We start from the raw sequence: 18372 nt of genomic DNA on the forward strand, positions 1-18372 counted from the left end.
ATGGAATCATTTGAAACAGGAATAAAAGACTTTTGGGCAAAATTAAACGAATTGCTCAATGTGGTAATCTTTGATATTAAAGGCAGCGATTTTACATTGCTTACCCTTTTATTCATCATCATATCCAGCATTTTACTGGTCTTTTTATCTAAAAGGCTTAGTAAACTGTTAGTAAAACGAGTATTAAACAGATATATAAAGGACACAGGGGTTTCAGATTCAATCGGTACTATTTTCCGCTATTCTATAATTGTAATAGGTTTTATCACCATCTTCCAATCTGCTGGATTTGATTTAAGCACTTTAGGACTATTAGCTGGAGCATTGGGTGTGGGTATTGGATTTGGTTTGCAGAACGTCACTAATAACTTTATTTCAGGAATAATCATTCTTTTTGAACGCCCAATTAAAGTTGGAGATAGAATTGAAGTTGGGGATATTAATGGTGATGTTTATTCAATTTCAATGAGGTCAACTACTGTCATCACCAATGATAACATTTCAGTGATTGTTCCTAATTCAGAATTTATCAATAGTCAAGTGATTAATTGGAGCCATAATGATCGAAGAGTTCGATTCAAGTTTCCATTAGGCGTTTCTTATAATGAAGATCCTGAAAGAGTACGGAATTTAGTATTGGAAGTACTACATGAGCACCCAGGTGTTTTGGATGAGCCTAAGCCGGATTTATGGTTTGAAGGTTATGGAGATTCATCATTAGATTTCAATTTGGCAGTATGGACTTCCGATTATATACAGAGACCAGGTGTATTTAAAAGTGAATTGTACTATGCTATTTTCAAAAAATTTGGGGAACACAATATCGAAATCCCTTTCCCACAACGAGATTTGCATTTGAAATCTGGCTGGAAAGAAAAAATGGAAAGTTAAAATATGAAATTAAAAACTATAGTTTTTCGAGTTTCATATTTTAACTTTCATATTTCAGATAATATAGTATCAGTATGGGTTAATTTAAGCATATTAATACCTTGATAAAGTCCTCATTATTGATAACTGAAATTTGAGTAACATAAATAAGAATATAATACCAATAGCTCACCATGGATAAATATTTCATCATAGATTTTGACAGTACGCTTACCAGAGTAGAAGCAATGGATTTATTGGCGTCCATTTCCCTTCAAGGCTTACCCCAAAAAGCTGCTGCAGAAGCACGAATAAAAGAATTAACCGATTTGGGAATGAATGGTGAGATTTCGTTCCGTGATTCCCTAAAGGAAAGGTTATTGTTATTGGAGGCAAATGAGTCTCACATCCCTCCTTTGATTGAATTATTGACAAAGCAAGTTTCTACCTCCTTTCAACGAAATAAAGAGTTTTTCCAAAAGTATGCAGATTCAATTTTTGTGATTTCTAACGGCTTTAAGGAATACATTACACCTATAGTGACCGAATTGGGAGTTAAAGAAGAGCACATCTATGCAAATGAATTGCTTTTTGATGATAATGGCAAAGTGGTTGGATTTAGTGAGGACAATCCCCTTTCCAAAGATGGTGGTAAAGCCGAAGTCATCCGTAAATTGGATTTAGATGGAGATATTTATGTGATTGGTGATGGTCATAATGATTATGAAATAAAAGCGGCTGGTTTAGCTAATAAATTTTATGCCTTTACAGAAAATGTAAGTCGAGAAAAAGTAATGGAGAAAGCCGACCATATTGCTCCATCATTAGAAGAAGTACTATTTGAAAATAAAATTATGTCAGCATTTTCTTATCCAAAAAATAGAATTAAAGTTTTGCTATTGGAAAACGTACATCCAATAGGTGTAGATCTTCTTGAGAAAGAAGGTTTTACAGTAGAAGAGTATCCAGCGGGATTAGATGAAGCTGAACTGGCTGAGAAAATCAAAGGTGTTTCTATTTTAGGAATCAGATCTAAAACTCAAGTCACGGCTAAAGTGCTAGAAAATGCCGATCGCTTAATGGCTATTGGCGCTTTTTGTATTGGTACCAATCAAATCGATTTGGATGCTGCTCAAGAAAAAGGAGTTGCTGTGTTCAATGCGCCTTTTAGCAATACACGATCCGTAGTAGAACTAGCTATTGGTGAAATTATCATGTTGACACGTAATATCTTCGATAAGGCAGTACTAATGCATAAAGGCAAATGGGATAAATCAGCATCAGGAAGTAAAGAAATCAGAGGTAAAAAGCTTGGCATCATTGGTTATGGAAATATTGGTGCTCAGCTTTCTGTAGTAGCAGAAAGCATTGGCTTAGATGTATATTATTACGATTTAGAAGAAAAGCTAGCCTTAGGAAATGCTACTAAACTAGACAGCCTGAAAGAACTTTTGCAAACCGCAGATATCATCAGCTTACATGTAGACGGCAGACCCGAAAATAAAAATGTAATTGGTGAGGCTGAATTTAAATTGATGAAAGAAGGCGTAATCTTTATCAATTTAAGTCGTGGTCATGTGGTGGATATCCCGGCACTAAAATCAAATATTGAATCAGGTAAAATTAAAGGCTGCGCAGTTGATGTTTTTCCTCAAGAACCGAAAAGCAACAAAGATCCATTTGAATCTGAATTAAAAGGATTGCCTAATACTATTCTATCTCCTCATATTGGAGGTAGCACTGAAGAAGCCCAGGAAAATATTGGTAATTTCGTACCGAACCGAATTATGGAATATATCAATACTGGTACTACTACAAACAGTGTAAATTTTCCAAATTTAACCTTACCTAGGTTACAAAATGCTCATAGATTAATCCATATCCATAAAAATGTTCCAGGTATAATTGCTAAAATAAATCAGTTGTTTGCCAAACATGAAATTAATATTGCTGGTCAATACTTAAAAACGAATGAAAAAATCGGCTATGTGATTACGGATATTGATAAAGCCTATTCAAAGGATTTAATCAAAGAATTAAGGGCAATTGAGCATACTATTAAGTTTAGGGTATTGTATTAATTCCTATAATGCTACAAAATATAGAGGAGCGTCAAGCAGCATCAAAAGTGAGGGTAATTACAGTACCTTGATCCTCTTTTGATTCAATGGTTAAAACTCCATTATTTAATGTTATAAATTCCTGGCATAGCATCAAGCCTAGCCCGGTGCCCTTCTCACCATCAGTGCCCTTCATACTATGTTTGCTCTCTAATTTAAAAACATTTTCTTTGATTTCATCAGGCATACCTATACCGTTATCCGCAACAGTTATTATAACCTTATTATTTTCTTGTTGCCCTGAAATCTTAATCATCCCATGAGCTCGGGTAAATTTCACAGCATTGTTAAGTAAATTCCTGATTATAAATTCCAGTTGATTGGGATCCACTATAATTTTAAGATCCGATTCAAATGAGGAAAGCATTTCAATCTGCTTTTTAGCCGCAATATCCTTAAAAAGTGTGACAATATCTGCTAAATTATTTCCAACATCAACTAGCGATTGATCAACTGCCACATCACCCATTTGTAGTCTGGCCCAACTAATCAAATTATCCGCCATTTTGATGGTGCTTTTTAATGAATTACTTGTCATTTGCGCCATTTCCCTTATTTCCTTCTTTTCTAGGCGGTCTATATGACTTAGCATTAAATCAGAGAGCGCCTTCATATTGTTGAGAGGAGCTTTAATATCATGCGCAACTATTCCAAAAAATTTATCTTTTGTAAAATTAAGGCTCTCCAGCCTTAATTTTTGACTTTCTATTGTCTTTTGTTGTTTTGCAAGTATTTTATTCTTTCGAATATTAAGTAATAGCGTCCAAATCAGAATCAGAATTATAACAGAAATCAAAATAATACTAATGTAAGCTAGTTGCAACTTACTCTCCTTCAATAAATTAGACTCTTCTAATTGATCCCTCTCCTTCTGGAGATTATGTGCTGCCTCCACAGAGCTAATCAGTTTATATCTATCCTCTGCCTGCTTTGCTCTCTTCTTTTGAAGCAATTCCTGATATTTTTTCCCGTATGATTTGGCTGAGTCTAGCTGCCCTGTATCCACATAGTAGCTTGTTAATTTTAGCAAGATATCCGCTAACTCTTCAGAAAGTAAGCTAACACCGCTAAATTCAATAGCCTTAAGCAAATAATTCAGCATGGCTTCATAATTTTGATTGCTCTCCTCAACATTAGCCAAGTTAATCAAAGCCCCTACAGTAGCCAACTTTTGAGAATTTTCTCCTAACTGCTCAGAAATAGTTAAAACTTTATAAAAATACTCTTTAGCCAACTGTTCATTGCCTAATTCTACCTGTAATCTACCCAACACATTATAGCATGAGGACAGTACAGATCTATTCTTGACTCTCTTATTGATTTCTACTGATTCAAATGCCAGTTTTTCACATTCCTCATATTTCCCAAAAACTAAATAAGTTTCACTTAGATTATGAGTGGCAATTCCTATTCTAGCTTGATTACCTAAATTTCGGAAAATTTCCAGAGACTTCTTATGATAAAATATCTGCTGCTCAATAAGTCCTAATCTACTATAGTAATGTCCCATTGAAGTATAAACATTGCCTATTCCTAAAGAGTCTCCATTATCTTCAAAAATATCAAGTGCAGATAAAAAAAACTCCATGCCTTGATAGTAATTGTCGTTTTGAGCATAGACGCTGCCTAATATCCTGTAAGCATTAGCTACCCCTGTTAAGTCATTCATTTTATTTGATAGCTCAAGTGCCATCTCAGCGTTTTCAATAGACTTAATGGGGTTTACAAATGAATATTCTCGTGCTAAAATATTATGTATTTTAATTCTGTTTGAATTACTAAGTTGATTATTAAGGAGAGAATCCTCCATTTTCGAAATATTTTGCGACAGCAAATTTGTGCTTGCTGTAAGGAGAAGCAGACATATAAAGTTTATAAAAACATATTTCGATTTCACTTTAGACATCAAAATTATTTATATATTAAAGTCTAAGATCAGAATCAATTCACTCTACTTAAAGATACTAAATTAGGATTATATGATCTTAAATGAAGTAATATTAACAAAATCAGATTGTTTTAAAAATAAAACATACAAAAGAAACCATGAAAAAGCTTATCGGAATCATTAATTTACTATCTGTATTCGCAATCATTTACTGGAATTATTATGTAAGCACATCAGCTATAAATGGTAACAAGATGGGGCAATTAAGTAATGAAATCAATAGCCTGTTTACTCCTTCCGGATATGCCTTCTCTATTTGGAGTATCATTTACCTGGGACTATTCATCAATGCCATCTGGTATTTAATCCAGGCCTTCAAAGGCAAATATCAGGAAACTTTAGAACAGCAAGGCATTTGGTTAGCAGTAGCCAATATCGCTTCAGGCTTTTGGTTGTGGGCTTGGCTAAACGAAAGTTTTTTAGTTTCAGTTATTTTTATGTTAATCATTTTAAGAGCTCTAATGGCAGCGGTGATCAGGCTGAAAATGGAAAAATGGGATGCACCTAAGGAAATCATAGGCTTCGTGTGGTGGCCCATAAGTCTATATAGTGGATGGATCACAGTTGCAACTGTCACAAATATTGCTGCATTCTTAAAAACAGAAAATTTTAACTTATTCTTTTCTGAAGAAGTTTGGACGATTATCATGATCTTAATTACTACAGCGCTGTTTCTATATTTTCTTTATACTCGTTATATGAGAGAATTCAACGCAGTAGCGGTTTGGGCTCTGATTGCTATTGCGGTTCGGCACTGGGATAGTTTTCAATCGATAACTTATACAGCTATATTTTGCGCAGTTTTGATCGTGGTTTTATCGCTTATTCAAGGTTTTAATTACAGGAAGACTAATCCGTTTGTGCCTAGTTTCTTGAAGTGAAAGATCTTATTATTTTTATCGGGTTTATAGTAATTCAATCTTATCAATGATCAAGCGGAAGCTTTCTTTCTTCTTATTGCCAATCAAAAAAGTGACTTGTCCAATTGATTTTCCGGAGAAATTTGGCATGTCCAGTTTTCTACCTCTAAAGGAAGGGTAAAAATCATGCAGTGGGATTTCAATTTGCTCCCATTCCCCAGAGGTAGAAAACTGTTGGATGTACGAATAATAATCACGCTGGCTAGCTTTTATCCTAAATTGGTAATCTTTACCATCACCTTTCAACTTAATTACTACTTTTGTATAGCCTTCAACACTCAGCTTTGCAAAGTCATGGCGCACGGATGAAAAGCCTCCATTGTTTTCTGTCGTTACATATCCTTCAAACACTCCATGACCATCTTCGGACAATTGAAAGCTTCCGTCTGATCTCCCTCCCATGACTGTGTCATCTACTACCTGCCAACTTTCTAGGTTCTTGTCCTTTTCAAAATCAAATATCGTTTTGCTGTTCATAAAAAGTAGGATTAGACTTAAAGTTACTATTCTGATCATATTAAAAAAGGCTTTACAATTGGAATTGAACGGACCTAAGAATATCGATCAAGTTCATTCTCTTCCAGTAAAACCCATACCCCTTCATTTTGTTTGATGTTGCTATAATTGCTGGAAAAAGACAACTCCTCTTTTGGCAAAAGCCCAAATCAACCATTAATCTATTTGGGAATCCTTAGTCTTCTGATCCCTCAGACCGTTAATCGGGTAAAATAAAAAGACTCTCCACCACCATGCAGACCTTAGGACATACAGGGTTTTTAAAATTGGTCATCACACTAAAAACCTTCAGAAAAAATTTTATTAAAGTCTCATTACTTCCTCTCTGCATTTGTACCCAGAGATGCTTTCTCGTTTACCTGGGAATTTTATTTCTTGATTTAGATCAATGAATAAAAAAGAAATACTTGCTTTCTTTGTTGTGGTATTCTTAACTATATATCAGGATGAAAGATTTAATGAAAAGTGCTTAAATAGCTGCTCAATTCAGAAAAAGCTTTACAAGAGATAAGCAAGTAGTTATTTGCAAAGTATTTTGCTCAAATGCTTGATTAGAATAAAAGCTACATCCTGAGCAAAACAAACTTGCATTACAAATAGATCAGAATGGTCATGATTATATATAAGATTACAATGATTAATTTAATACAAAAAAATAAATTAAAATGAAAAGTACACAATTGATTTTAGGCCTAATAACCTTACTCTTTTTGCTTGGATGCCAACCACAAGAAAAAAACAAATTATTTCAGATACTTCAAATGAAACCTCAGTAATGCTTCTTGGAGTATACCACTTTAACAATCCAGGACAAGATACCTACAATACGAAAATTGACGATTATTATTCTGACAGGCGACAAGAAGAAATAAAAGAAGTAGTTGGTCTTCTGAGGGAATATAATCCAACAAAAATTTTTGTAGAACTAACTCCAAAAAGTCAATCAAAAATTGATAGCTTGTACCAGCTTCATCTTAACGACAGAATTAATTTACATGAAATTAAGGGTGGAGTAAATGAAGTCTATCAAATTGGCTTTAGGCTTGGCAAACAATCAGGAGGGATCCCAATAACAGCCGTAGACCACGCTGGTCCTTGGTTAGGAGATTATGTAGATTTTATTGCAGACACATTAGCGCTTGACTATTATCAAGAAAAAAAATCGGAAGAGCTAAAATTTAACAAAGAAAAGCAAAAAAGGTTGGTCTCAAATACTGTTAAGGAAAATCTAATCTATATTAACGAAGATCGACAAATCATTGGTAATCATGACTATTACAATAATATAGCTATTCGAGTTAAGGATAGCGCAAACATTATGTTTTCTTATCAAGAATCTGAACAAGAAATTGAGGGTCTTCCTTACCTAATGCGATCTTATGATTTTAATAATATTGGAGTAGAGTTAGTTGCAGAATGGTACAAAAGAAATCTATTTATTTACAGAAACATTATTGAAAATAGTCAGCAGAATGACAGGATTGTTGTAATCATTGGTAGCGGTCATGTTTTCTACTTGAATCAACTACTAGCTAATAACCCTAAATTTGATCTTACAAATCCTAATGAATTATTGATTAATGCCAAAAACGAAGATTAGTTTCTGATGAATTATAAAGAATAAACCCTAAATTAGAGCTTATATGGCCAATTTAATATTATTCTTACATACATGAAAAGTAAACTAAATACACAGCAATTATTTTTAGAATTTATATCCGTAGTTTTTGCCGTAATTCTCGCTCTTGTTTTAAATGGCTGGCGTGAATCTTCTGCATTGAATGACAACCTTTTGAGTGTTGAAAAATCTATTCTTAAAGAGGTTGAAAGAAATGATGCACTATTAAAAAAGTCATATTCATACCGCAAGGATCTTCTACAAAAACTATATTCAAATCAAAATTTACTCCTGGCTGTTTCCATTTCCGACTTTGATTTCGACATAAATGACAATTCTAAACTTGAACACTTCTTTACTACTGCTTTAATCTTTGGCCAAAAAGAATATCGCGATGTTAAAGTAATGCAAGAGGGATCTGCTCGTGTTATTATTCTAGATAATAGTGTTTTTGACCTCATTCTAGAGGATGATACCCTAAAAGTTTTAGGTGTAGGAAACATAGACCTAAAAATACCTGATTTAAATAATCGGTCTTGGGATCTTGCTCAAGCTACTGGAACTATAGTGAAAATGGAGATTTCTTTGGTGGAAAAATTAGGTATAGTTAACGCACTTATTGAGACCTACGTAAAAACAAGTGAAAGTGCAGTAGAAATGGTATATGATGGAAAGCAAAAAGGACTATTATCTGTTTTGGAGGATTTGAACAATCTCGAAGCAAAAATTATTAAAGCAAACTCGTCATTAATTGAGGAATTGAAATAGCATAGGCTCAAATAAGCTTTCATAATACCATTAGCTCTGAAAAAGCACAATAAAGTAGTTTACTGTTGTAAAGAATTTTTGGGTTTTGGCTAGGATATGGGATTAAAATCTGCCACACTAAATACTGTGTACTACAGCTGATACGCCTACAACCCTTCCACTGGATACCTACTTTATATAATGAAGAAACAAACTATTCCTAGGGAATTGGCTAGGCCATTTCTACACTGATGAGAATAGCAATTTTCTCACTACTATACACCTGAAGGTCCAAGCTTAATGTCAGAATCCATCCAGGATGCCCAGACTGTTTTATGTTTTCAAAATCTCCATTTTCTTGGCTCCTATTCACCAGATTCGGTAAAAACGTATAAAAATAGTCCAAGGCTGTTTCAACTAATAACTCAATGCTTTTACTGAAATGTATATCCGCATAGTATCCTAATTGAATATAGTTACCTTTCTTGGAAAGGTAAATTTAGTAAATACCGTAGTTAATAAAGTATTGTTCCATTTAGCTTTCTTTGTACCATAGATTTAAAAGAACATAAAGCATTTATCCTAAAATTAGGTAAAATATTGAAAGGGTTTTCTAAAACTATTTGTTGTTTTTGAAAACCCTATCCTATTAGAATTCTGGCTGCAGGAGAATATTGCTTTTAAAATGAATAATAGAACAAGCATGCTTGAATTTTCCCCATAATGGCAGCAAAGTCATTTTAACAAGTTTTATTTTACATTGAAGTAAATCAATAAAGGCATTTTGTTCTTAAGCGAGAAAGCATCTCTGGTGACATATTAAGATAAGAAGCAATGATGTAATGTGGAATCCGATTGAATAGTTCTCCGTTTTTTTCGCTAAATTCTTTATATCTTCCTTCAGCTGTTTTAGTTAGTAAACTTAATTCTCTTTGGTGTTTAAGAATAATAAAATTTTGTTGTTGAAGGTTTATGAATTGCCCTAAACTTTCAGAGACTTTGCAAAGCTCTTTTAAAACCTTTTTATCCCAACAATATAACTTAGTATTGGTTAAGGCTTGACAATATATATAAGATATTTCATTGGTAAAGTGGCTTACCACAGAACCATAAAAAAAGTCACTTTCCTTAGAAATCTGAATCACTTGGTCTGTCCCCTTCTCATCCTTTACAAAGTGTTTCACTACACCATCCTTAACATAAAAAGCACAATTACAGATCTCGCCTTCTTGCAAAATGAATTCATTTCTTTTAAGCAGTACTATTCTGGCATGTCCAAAAATCGACTCCAACATATCGTGTTTCCTTGGAATAGCAATTGTTGATCTTTCCATAACAACCTATCTCAGTAGTTTAAAAGCCTGTTTTTATAGCGAATTAACCAAATGTAGATAGAATACTATTAGCAGTAAATTTCAAAGTGAGGATGTAGTAAAAAGTAATTATTTGTTACCTATATTTCCAAATTCTGTATTGATACTGAAATGTAACATAATTCAGAGATCAGGAGATAACACATGAGGATATCAAGAACCGAGTCTATAGTGGCTTCAATACTTATCTTATATTCATCTGCCCCAATCTCTAAAGAAATTAAAGATTATGATACCTAATTAATCCAACCTGTTGATTTCTGGGTTTTCAGTATTATTAACATTAGTATTAAGATCACTTGCTTGACCATATGTAAGGTTATTTGAAAACGAAATTATTAAGATAAAAATGGATAGGCTTCTCGTAATAATGTCAAATTTTGAAGACAGTTTATGTGAAATTACCGGTCTTACAAATTATATTCTGATAAGTATTAATAATAGTTTCTTTCAATTACATCTGGTAAACATCTCAAGTCCTACTCATCAAGTGTGTTTGGGTGTCAAAAGTCATACTTAAGGTTTATATTTGGCAACAGGCCTAAATACGTTTGCTCCTCAATGATCTGCTTTTCCCTATTATATACTTCTCTGTAAAAATTCAGTCTATTCGTTAAGTTTTGAATATCCAAGGAAATGGTCATGGTAGATTGCGAGAAATTCTTTTGATAATAAAGAGATGCATCCATCCTAAAATAATCTGGTGTTTTACTGGCATAGGCTAATTGATAATTGTAAACCGTTTCCCCAGCTATTTTCGAAGCCTCTAAATCAATGGGGATTTCTCTAAATCCTCCCCTGTATACCCACCTAAAACTCGTTCCAATTGTTTTAGAATTTGAGAGCATAAACTCCTTACCAAAAGTAAATGTGTTAATGAAATTAGCATTAAATCTTGTGTTTCGCCATTGATCATCAATACCTCGATAGGTGCTTTGGAATAATGAACCCGTTAGTTTCAAGTAAAACCCATCAGTAAAATTCCTATTCAAATCTAAGTCTACACCGTAATTCTTGCCTTTACCATCACTCGCAAGATTTAATGGTTGATAGCCAAGATTATTGTTTAATAATGCAATGCCGGGTTGAGAGGTATCAACAGCTAAATCATATAAATATTGATAATATAGTTCAGCATTGAGGCTCCAACCTTCCATAAAAAAGTATTGGTACGCACCAATAATATGAAGTGCTTTACTAAGCTGAAGCGCACTCTTATTGACTTGTTTTTGGTAATAGGGATCAAGCAAGCTGCTATGTAAGCCTATTCCTAAATTAATATATTGCCGAGCATTTAGGCTGTATCTAAAAGAAAGCCTTGGCTCAATTAATATTTCATTTTGTAAAAAATTATTAGAAAGATGAACTCCCGCATTTTGAATCAGTTTGCTACTCCAATTATGCCTAATTTGAACATAGGATTGGAGAAATTGATTTTTAGACTGTGCACTCATCAAAGTATTCAAATCCCCCACCCCATCATCATATTTCGTGTGATTAATATCTGACTGATTAAAACTATAAATATTACCGATTGTAAGCCGATTTTTAGAGTTGAGTTTAAGGTTCAAAGCAATCTTATGCCTTAATTCAGTTTTATCTACGTCTAAATTCTCAACAGAGAAACTTTCCAATTGTGTATTGACCGTATCTTCTAAAAAGTTGGAATTAGATTGATTTACAACAATAGAGTTTGCAATGTAAAAGTTACTGTTAACACTTTTCTCGTGCTTTAAGCCTACAATTCTTGTAATGTACCGTTCCTTTTCTTGTAAATAATCTGATCTATCTTCCCAGAGTGTAGTATCACTAACAGCTTTATCACCAGCCTCACTTGCACCAATAATTCCAAAAACACTTACGTTACCTTTGTTCTTGGTAGGAAAATATAGTTTGAAATTAAGATCTTGAAATTCGGGTGCAATGGAGTTTTCCCCTCCAATTTTGAAGCCTGCATTATGCAGCAGCGTAACGGTAGAATATCGATAATTTACCAAATATGAGGCCTTGCTTGATTTTAGAATAGGACCTTCTGTACTGAATTGCAAGCCCAAAATACCTACCTGGATGGAGTGTTCATAATCATCTGAATTACCTTTCCTAAAATATAAATCAAAAACTCCAGAAGTAGCATTACCAATATCTGCAGAAAATGCACCTGCATAAAAATCGGACTGGTTCAAAACTGCATTACTTATCATACTTACTCCTCCACCAGCTGCACCGGGTCCATTTGGAAAATGATTTGGACTCATAATCTCAATTCCCTCCAGCCTCCATAGAATGCCAGAAGGAGTATTTCCTCTGACACTTATTTCATTTCCTTCATCGTCACTACTCACTACACCAGCATAAGATTGGGCTACCCTAGCCGGATCATTGAAACTCCCAGGGGTTCTTTGCGCTTCTTCTATTCCTATACTTTGAACACTGACGAGAACAGTCTCTTTCGGAGATTCCCCAGCATTTCCCCCAGCTTTCACTACTACTTCATCCATTTGCAGCTGAGCTTCTTCCATGGCTACTTCAATAAAAAGGTCTTTTCCACTGGTTAGTTCATAAGGAACAAGTGTAGGTTTAAACCCAATACTACTAACTTCTATAAACCCTTTTCCAACTGGAAGATTATCAAAGATGAAAAATCCATTTACATCAGAAATTGCTCCTACATCAGCAGCTGCATCTTTAATATGTAGATGTGCGCCCACTACTGGCACCTTGGTAAACTCGTCCATTACAACCCCTTTTAATGTGCCAGCCGTTTGAGCAGCTAGATTTTTTGATAGGAAGAAAAAGATAAGAATAACAAAAGATTTCAATACATATTTCATAAAATACAATCCTCCAAATTTATTGCACTATAAAAGTAAGAAGGGGTTCATAATCGAACCCCTATCAAAGTAAAAACAGGTAAAAATTAATTATAAATTACTTATTACTGATACAATTGAAATCTTACCGCAATATTCTGTAAATAATTTCCTGCCTAAAACCACCTATTAATCCCAAAATAATTTGGATATTATCCACTTCATTCTGCCTTTGTATTTCCAGTTACATTTTCACTATTAGCTGCTAAACGGACACACCCAAAATTAGAATATGAAAAACACCTCCTTGATTAAACTAGTAAATCACCAGATGATTTTGATTTAGCACCTCAAGCAGACTAATTTTTGTAGTCTTAGATGATAATATTTCCAGTCCTTGCCAGTTTGTTATAGACTTGCAATTCAACATGTATGATCTAGTAATTGGTGGATGACAACCTTTTTCCATTGGATATTTTTAAACTTTGCTACTGTATATTCATAGCCTAACTTAGTTAAATTTCTCCTCGATGTACTTATTGGAAAATGGCAGCTTCTGTAAATTGCTTGATCAATGAACCGATATCAAATATCGTATTTTCACTTACACTAATGGATTGATCACTTTTCCTCCCCCTCTGGGAAAAATTACAATCTCTTTAGAACGAATAGATACAACTCTCATAAAGTCTTTAAAACCATGCTACAATTTAAAGATTGCACAGAAGTCATGTGCAATTTTGGTATTGAGGATGAATCATATAAGAATCCACTTAAAAATAGTTTTAAAGATTTGTTTTGGTCAAATTTCCAGCTTTGCAATAAATTATAAAAAGGCGATTTATAAGCTAGTAGAAAAAAGGTGTAAATGATATATAATTCGTTGAGAACTTATTTCGGCCATTTTAAATTCAGAGATCAATAAAGCATAAAGTAATCGTAAAATATAATTATGGTTTTCCACTAAGTACTATTTCATTGTTCAGCAATTGGACCTAATGAACAAATTTGTAGTATGATAAAAATAAGATTAACCTCCCTGATAGCACTGGTTTCCATAGCACTAATCCATGTTAATCCACGAATTGGCCAAGCATATGAAATATTACAACCGACAAAAGGTAATATGGACGATAGTAACTTGATAAAGGCTATTAAATCCAATAACCAAATAGCAGCACTGAGATTAATTGAAAAAGGAATTAACATTGATCAACCTTCAACATCAGGCTTGCGTGGAACACCTCTCATGTATGCTGTGTCAGTAAACAACCCAACTATAGTAAAAGCATTGCTTGCTAAAGGTGCTGAGGTCAACGCTGTAGATATAACTGGAGATCCTGCCATCAGCTGGGCTGCCTTTTCAGGCAATTCAAAACTTATATCCATTTTACTTCATGCTGGTGCTAATCCCTATATAAGGAGTAAGCATGGAACTTCCCTAGATGTTGTGTATAGGTTATGGCATTCCGACTCAGTGGCAAAGGTGTTCAGGAATTATTTACTCGCTAAGGAACAAGAGAAGGAATCAGAGCTAATTCAATGTGTTCGAAATAATGAATTGAATAAAATAGAAAATGAAACTATATTAAATACTGATTTAGAAGATATTTTAGGAATGCCTGTTCTGCATATTGCAGTTGAAAATCATCATAACGAAATAGTTAAAATTTTACTTGAGAAAGGTGCTAATGTTAACAGCACGAATAGAGCAGGACAAACTTCATTAGCCTGGGCAGCGAGATTTGGAAACAAGGAAGCAGTGAAACTGCTACTTGAAAATGGCGCTAATCCAAATTTAGCCGATACTACCTATCAACTACATCCTCTCATTGGAGCAGCAATTCAAGAGGATAGCGAAATTGTTGATCTTTTGGTTGAATCTGGTGCTAAAGTAAACCATGCAGATGTAATAAACGAATGTGCTCCAATTCATTGGGCGATTATGTACGGGGAATTTGATAATGTTAGATTTTTTTTAAAACATGGTGCAGACCTTCAAATGACGGTATTAGATGATCAATATACAGCATTAACCTTAGCTCAGGCAACGCAAAATAGTAGCATCATTAAGCTTATAAATGAATTTAGTATCAAAAAACAATTAATGGGGGCTTGGGATATTTCAAGAATCGACTATGTTTATTCTGATACTACCGTTTCTATACCCTATGAATATTCTGGTGGTTTTATTTTTACAGAAAATAGGTATGTAACTATGTATAATCCTTTTGGAACCAAAAGAAAAGCAGCTGATAATATTGGGCAATTATCGGAAAAAGAAATGATTTATGGCTTTAAAACTATTGCATTTAATAGCGGCACCTATCAACTCACAAACGATACACTTATCACTCACTCTTTAATAGCGAAGGTTCAGGGGTTTGAAGGCGGAAAACAACATTTTAAATTTAACAATACAGAGAAAGAGACTAGTCTTGTCATGTATGATGAGACCTACCCTAATGAAACAAAACCACCTTGGAGTGGAAAATTGAAAATAATTTATTTCCTCAAGCCAACTCAATAAATTATCTTTAAGAGATATATGACAGCATTAAGGTTCTTATTATTGGCCTACGGTTTTTTATCTCTTTTTATTTCAGGAGGTTTGTTTTTCCAAAATGGAAAAGTAGGACATAAATCATTGTCTTTTTTTGTGCTTCTTATTTCGTTAGATATTTTTGTTTTTATTTACGGTACTAGCAGTATATTAGAAACTTACCCATATTTTGCAGGGCTATTTTATTTTCATATTGGTTTTTTATTTGGACCTGTTCTATACTTTCATTTAATTATTTTCATTAATAAAGGTTACCTATTTAAATGGAAACATATTTGGCATTTAGTACCTAGCATTATCCTTTTGGTGCATATGTTTGACATCTATTTAATGGCTCCTACGGAAAGACTTGAGTACCACGCTACGCATTTCCTAGGTAGAATTATGAATTTAAATTATGCTCGAACACTTGTTCAACTATTTTATGGTATTCTAATTTCAACATATTTGTATAGTAAAAAAGATAAATTAGAAGGGATAGAGAAAGTATATGGGATCGGGATAGGTATTATTTATTTTTTAGGAGTTCTCGTCATCTCTTGGTTTGTATTATTTGCTGAGGACTGGCGACAATTTATATATTACCACCTATTTTCTTATTCGCTAATATTTCTCATCGGCTACTTTTTAGTATTCAGGCAAGATTTTCTACAAGAGATTAGCAAAAAATACCTTAGCTCTTCATTAGTTGAAGAAGATATGATGGTTATTCTAACAAAGATTAATGGAGCACTTAAACAACGAAAAATATATTTAAGAAATGATCTAAATCTTAAAATTTTCGCTGATACCATAGATGAAAAAACACATAATATTTCTCAAACATTATCTGAATTAGTGGGCAAAAGTTTTAATGAAGTTCTCAATGAATACAGAATAGCTCACGCAAAAAAGCTATTGAAAAGCTCTGACTTTGCACATTTCAAAATAGAAGCAATTGCATTGGAATCTGGCTTTAACAATAAAGTAACCTTCAATAAAGCTTTTAAAAAATTTGAAGGGCAAACACCTTCTGAATTCAAGAAAAAAATTGTTGCGTAAATAAGGAAGAAAAAAGCTACCAAATCAATGGTAGCCACCCATTCCCGCCATAATTTACATGGTGGTTTGACTGGTAGAGTTGAAAAGAAACTGCCTTCTTAACTTGGCTGCCTCAATTTTCTAGCATACGCCAATTAAGATAAATAAAGCTGGGGCACTTCATTTTATAATGCGCTGCTTCTCATTCCCAAATTATCGATAACTTATGCCATGCAAATCATACAAATCCTTTTGTTTGCTAACAAGTTCATCATTTACAACCATTCGGTACATGCTGCCCATCGATTGAATGCGGTCTACTGTTTGCATAGCACCCGTTATATTCCCCTGCAGCAGTTGACAAGTAAGAATATTGAGCACAGGGTAGGCTTTCACTCTCTTATTGTCCTTATGTTCTTCATAAACCTCCTCAAAAATCCCAATAGCCTCATCCAACTTAGCACTTGCGGCTTCATTGGCATAAACGTCTTCATTGCTCATCATGGAAATAGCTTCACCGGCAATCTCGCAACCTTCCTCTAATCGACTAAAATCAGTTTTTCTGTGTTTCATGGAGTTTAGCACTATGGTTTCCTCGCTTGTGTAAGGGAAATAAACATCTGATTTTGATTTCAGATGATCGCCTACACCAGTAAAGAACAGATTATTGGCATAACTAACTATGGTATCTTTACTTGCATAGTGCACATTTTCTGATTGCATATCAGATTCAAATACAAAAAAGCCATTATCATCCAGGCCATTCTTAAAATCATAGGTTTCATTTCGATCAGGAAACCTTCTATAATGCCATTCAATAGTTACCGGCATTTTAAATTTTACCATCCAGCCATATTTTGTGTAATCACTATTCTTTTTTTCATCCAGCTGTCTATCGGAATACTTACCAAATTTCACAGTCACCAGTATTTCATTTTGCTGCTTAGCAAAGGTTTCATCCCAATTATGGTTCATTTCCTTTCGCTTCATATCGGGTATAGTCAAAGATTCCAAAAGCATACTACGCACGCTTTCTTTCACCTCATCGGACCAGTCGTCCTCAAAATTGACACGAACTGAATAAGATAGTCCTTCAAATGATTCATCAAGTTTTACTGCAGGTAGATTAAATTTTTCATAGGTGTAAATTTTCTCCACAAGGATCTGTGCTTGAATATGACCTATGAATAATGTTGAAAGAATTGCTAGAAAAAGGTATTTTATCTTCATGGTTACAAATTTTTATGTCGAATTGGAAGATACTATAAATATCATCCACTGAGTAAAAATGTTTACGAACGACCGATCTAATTCACGAACGACAGTTCTAAGCTGAAAGCACTCCAAAAATCACTCCCGACAAAGCCAATACTGATCTCAAACAATCTGTGGCCGAGCTAAATTGGTGTACCACTATTTGTTTTCGAAAAATGAGGTAAGAAATAAAGGGTCTAAAAACAACTCTAGAAGATTGTTGTGATTTAATCAGCTATTGTAACCTATAAATTTGAACTTTCCGAAGCAAGGCGGAGAAATGAAAGTCCGGCAGGAAGCATCCTGATGCATCCAAGAAGCGTAGAAATTCACGCAGGACGGCCCAATAATCACTTAGGAAAGGGGTGAAATTCTTTGGAAAGCCCAATATTGCAAAAGGGAAAGGCGCAATAAGCCACAAAAAAACCTCTCAAAAATCAATTTGAGAGGCTTTTCAAGATAAATTAGTACACCCGAAGGGAGTCGAACCCCCAACCCTCGGAGCCGAAATCCGATACTCTATCCAGTTGAGCTACGGGTGCATTTCTAATTAAAAATTAAATGAATTACGAATTACGAATTGCTATGATCTAATTCGTAATTCGTAATTGTC

The 18372-nt window shown here is 34.0% G+C and carries 12 protein-coding genes and 1 tRNA gene; 7 read left to right on the plus strand and 6 right to left on the minus strand.

The window, feature by feature from the left end; all coding sequences use genetic code 11:
- Complete coding sequence (locus FTRAC_RS03520; protein WP_013452854.1) at positions 1–891, plus strand: mechanosensitive ion channel family protein; 891 nt, start codon at positions 1–3, stop codon at positions 889–891.
- Between the two features lie 173 nt (positions 892–1064).
- Positions 1065–2951, plus strand: a complete 1887-nt coding sequence (gene serA, locus FTRAC_RS03525) for a phosphoglycerate dehydrogenase (protein ID WP_013452855.1) — start codon at positions 1065–1067, stop codon at positions 2949–2951.
- A gap of 31 nt (positions 2952–2982) precedes the next feature.
- Here serA and FTRAC_RS03530 read toward each other — a convergent pair whose 3' ends face one another.
- The gene (locus FTRAC_RS03530; RefSeq protein ID WP_041649482.1) at positions 2983–4800 is read right to left on the minus strand and encodes a tetratricopeptide repeat-containing sensor histidine kinase; all 1818 of its coding nucleotides are present in this window, start codon (positions 4798–4800) and stop codon (positions 2983–2985) included.
- A 236-nt stretch (positions 4801–5036) separates the two neighbouring features.
- Here FTRAC_RS03530 and FTRAC_RS03535 point away from each other — a divergent pair, with 236 nt between their 5' ends.
- Entirely contained in the window at positions 5037–5819 is a 783-nt protein-coding gene (locus FTRAC_RS03535; RefSeq protein ID WP_013452857.1) for a hypothetical protein, read from the plus strand.
- Between the two features lie 24 nt (positions 5820–5843).
- On the opposite strand, the gene FTRAC_RS03540 is transcribed toward FTRAC_RS03535, so the two are convergent.
- Positions 5844–6374, minus strand: coding sequence for a CIA30 family protein (locus FTRAC_RS03540; RefSeq protein ID WP_245546018.1), 531 nt, complete (start codon positions 6372–6374; stop codon positions 5844–5846).
- Positions 6375–7092: 718 nt separating this feature from the next.
- Here FTRAC_RS03540 and FTRAC_RS03545 point away from each other — a divergent pair.
- Positions 7093–7974: a DUF5694 domain-containing protein gene (locus FTRAC_RS03545; protein WP_013452859.1), complete on the plus strand. Its 882-nt coding sequence runs from the start codon at positions 7093–7095 to the stop codon at positions 7972–7974.
- 72 nt (positions 7975–8046) lie between these two features.
- A complete protein-coding gene (locus FTRAC_RS03550) occupies positions 8047–8760 on the plus strand; it encodes a hypothetical protein (RefSeq protein WP_013452860.1) in 714 nt (237 codons plus the stop codon).
- Positions 8761–9509: 749 nt separating this feature from the next.
- On the opposite strand, the gene FTRAC_RS03555 is transcribed toward FTRAC_RS03550, so the two are convergent.
- Both FTRAC_RS03555 and FTRAC_RS03560 read right to left on the minus strand, forming a co-directional pair.
- The gene (locus FTRAC_RS03555) at positions 9510–10073 is read right to left on the minus strand and encodes a Crp/Fnr family transcriptional regulator (protein ID WP_013452861.1); all 564 of its coding nucleotides are present in this window, start codon (positions 10071–10073) and stop codon (positions 9510–9512) included.
- 542 nt (positions 10074–10615) lie between these two features.
- Entirely contained in the window at positions 10616–12943 is a 2328-nt protein-coding gene (locus FTRAC_RS03560; protein ID WP_013452862.1) for a TonB-dependent receptor, read from the minus strand.
- A gap of 994 nt (positions 12944–13937) precedes the next feature.
- On the opposite strand from FTRAC_RS03560, the gene FTRAC_RS03565 reads away from it, so the two are divergent.
- Both FTRAC_RS03565 and FTRAC_RS03570 read left to right on the plus strand, forming a co-directional pair.
- Positions 13938–15452 carry an ankyrin repeat domain-containing protein gene (locus FTRAC_RS03565; RefSeq protein WP_013452863.1) on the plus strand — a complete coding sequence of 505 codons (1515 nt, stop codon included), beginning with the start codon at positions 13938–13940 and terminating at the stop codon, positions 15450–15452.
- Positions 15453–15470: 18 nt separating this feature from the next.
- A complete protein-coding gene (locus FTRAC_RS03570) occupies positions 15471–16526 on the plus strand; it encodes an AraC family transcriptional regulator (RefSeq protein WP_013452864.1) in 1056 nt (351 codons plus the stop codon).
- A 192-nt stretch (positions 16527–16718) separates the two neighbouring features.
- On the opposite strand, the gene FTRAC_RS03575 is transcribed toward FTRAC_RS03570, so the two are convergent.
- On the minus strand, positions 16719–17735 hold the full coding sequence (locus FTRAC_RS03575; RefSeq protein ID WP_013452865.1) for a tetratricopeptide repeat protein: 1017 nt from the start codon (positions 17733–17735) through the stop codon (positions 16719–16721).
- A gap of 492 nt (positions 17736–18227) precedes the next feature.
- Positions 18228–18301, minus strand: a tRNA-Arg gene (locus FTRAC_RS03580).
- Positions 18302–18372 lie beyond the last annotated feature (71 nt).

It is taken from the genome of Marivirga tractuosa DSM 4126 (genome assembly GCF_000183425.1).
GTDB classification, from domain to species: Bacteria; Bacteroidota; Bacteroidia; order Cytophagales; family Cyclobacteriaceae; genus Marivirga; species Marivirga tractuosa.

Bases quoted from the DNA above. Each gene is read 5' to 3' on its own strand.
- FTRAC_RS03520 (WP_013452854.1), top strand. From the start codon at position 1: ATGGAATCATTTGAAACAGGAATAAAAGACTTTTGGGCAAAATTAAAC.
- serA (WP_013452855.1), top strand. From the start codon at position 1,065: ATGGATAAATATTTCATCATAGATTTTGACAGTACGCTTACCAGAGTA.
- FTRAC_RS03530 (WP_041649482.1), bottom strand. From the start codon at position 4,800: ATGGAGGATTCTCTCCTTAATAATCAACTTAGTAATTCAAACAGAATT.
- FTRAC_RS03535 (WP_013452857.1), top strand. From the start codon at position 5,037: ATGAAAAAGCTTATCGGAATCATTAATTTACTATCTGTATTCGCAATC.
- FTRAC_RS03540 (WP_245546018.1), bottom strand. From the start codon at position 6,374: ATGATCAGAATAGTAACTTTAAGTCTAATCCTACTTTTTATGAACAGC.
- FTRAC_RS03545 (WP_013452859.1), top strand. From the start codon at position 7,093: ATGCCAACCACAAGAAAAAAACAAATTATTTCAGATACTTCAAATGAA.
- FTRAC_RS03550 (WP_013452860.1), top strand. From the start codon at position 8,047: ATGAAAAGTAAACTAAATACACAGCAATTATTTTTAGAATTTATATCC.
- FTRAC_RS03555 (WP_013452861.1), bottom strand. From the start codon at position 10,073: ATGGAAAGATCAACAATTGCTATTCCAAGGAAACACGATATGTTGGAG.
- FTRAC_RS03560 (WP_013452862.1), bottom strand. From the start codon at position 12,943: ATGAAATATGTATTGAAATCTTTTGTTATTCTTATCTTTTTCTTCCTA.
- FTRAC_RS03565 (WP_013452863.1), top strand. From the start codon at position 13,938: ATGATAAAAATAAGATTAACCTCCCTGATAGCACTGGTTTCCATAGCA.
- FTRAC_RS03570 (WP_013452864.1), top strand. From the start codon at position 15,471: ATGACAGCATTAAGGTTCTTATTATTGGCCTACGGTTTTTTATCTCTT.
- FTRAC_RS03575 (WP_013452865.1), bottom strand. From the start codon at position 17,735: ATGAAGATAAAATACCTTTTTCTAGCAATTCTTTCAACATTATTCATA.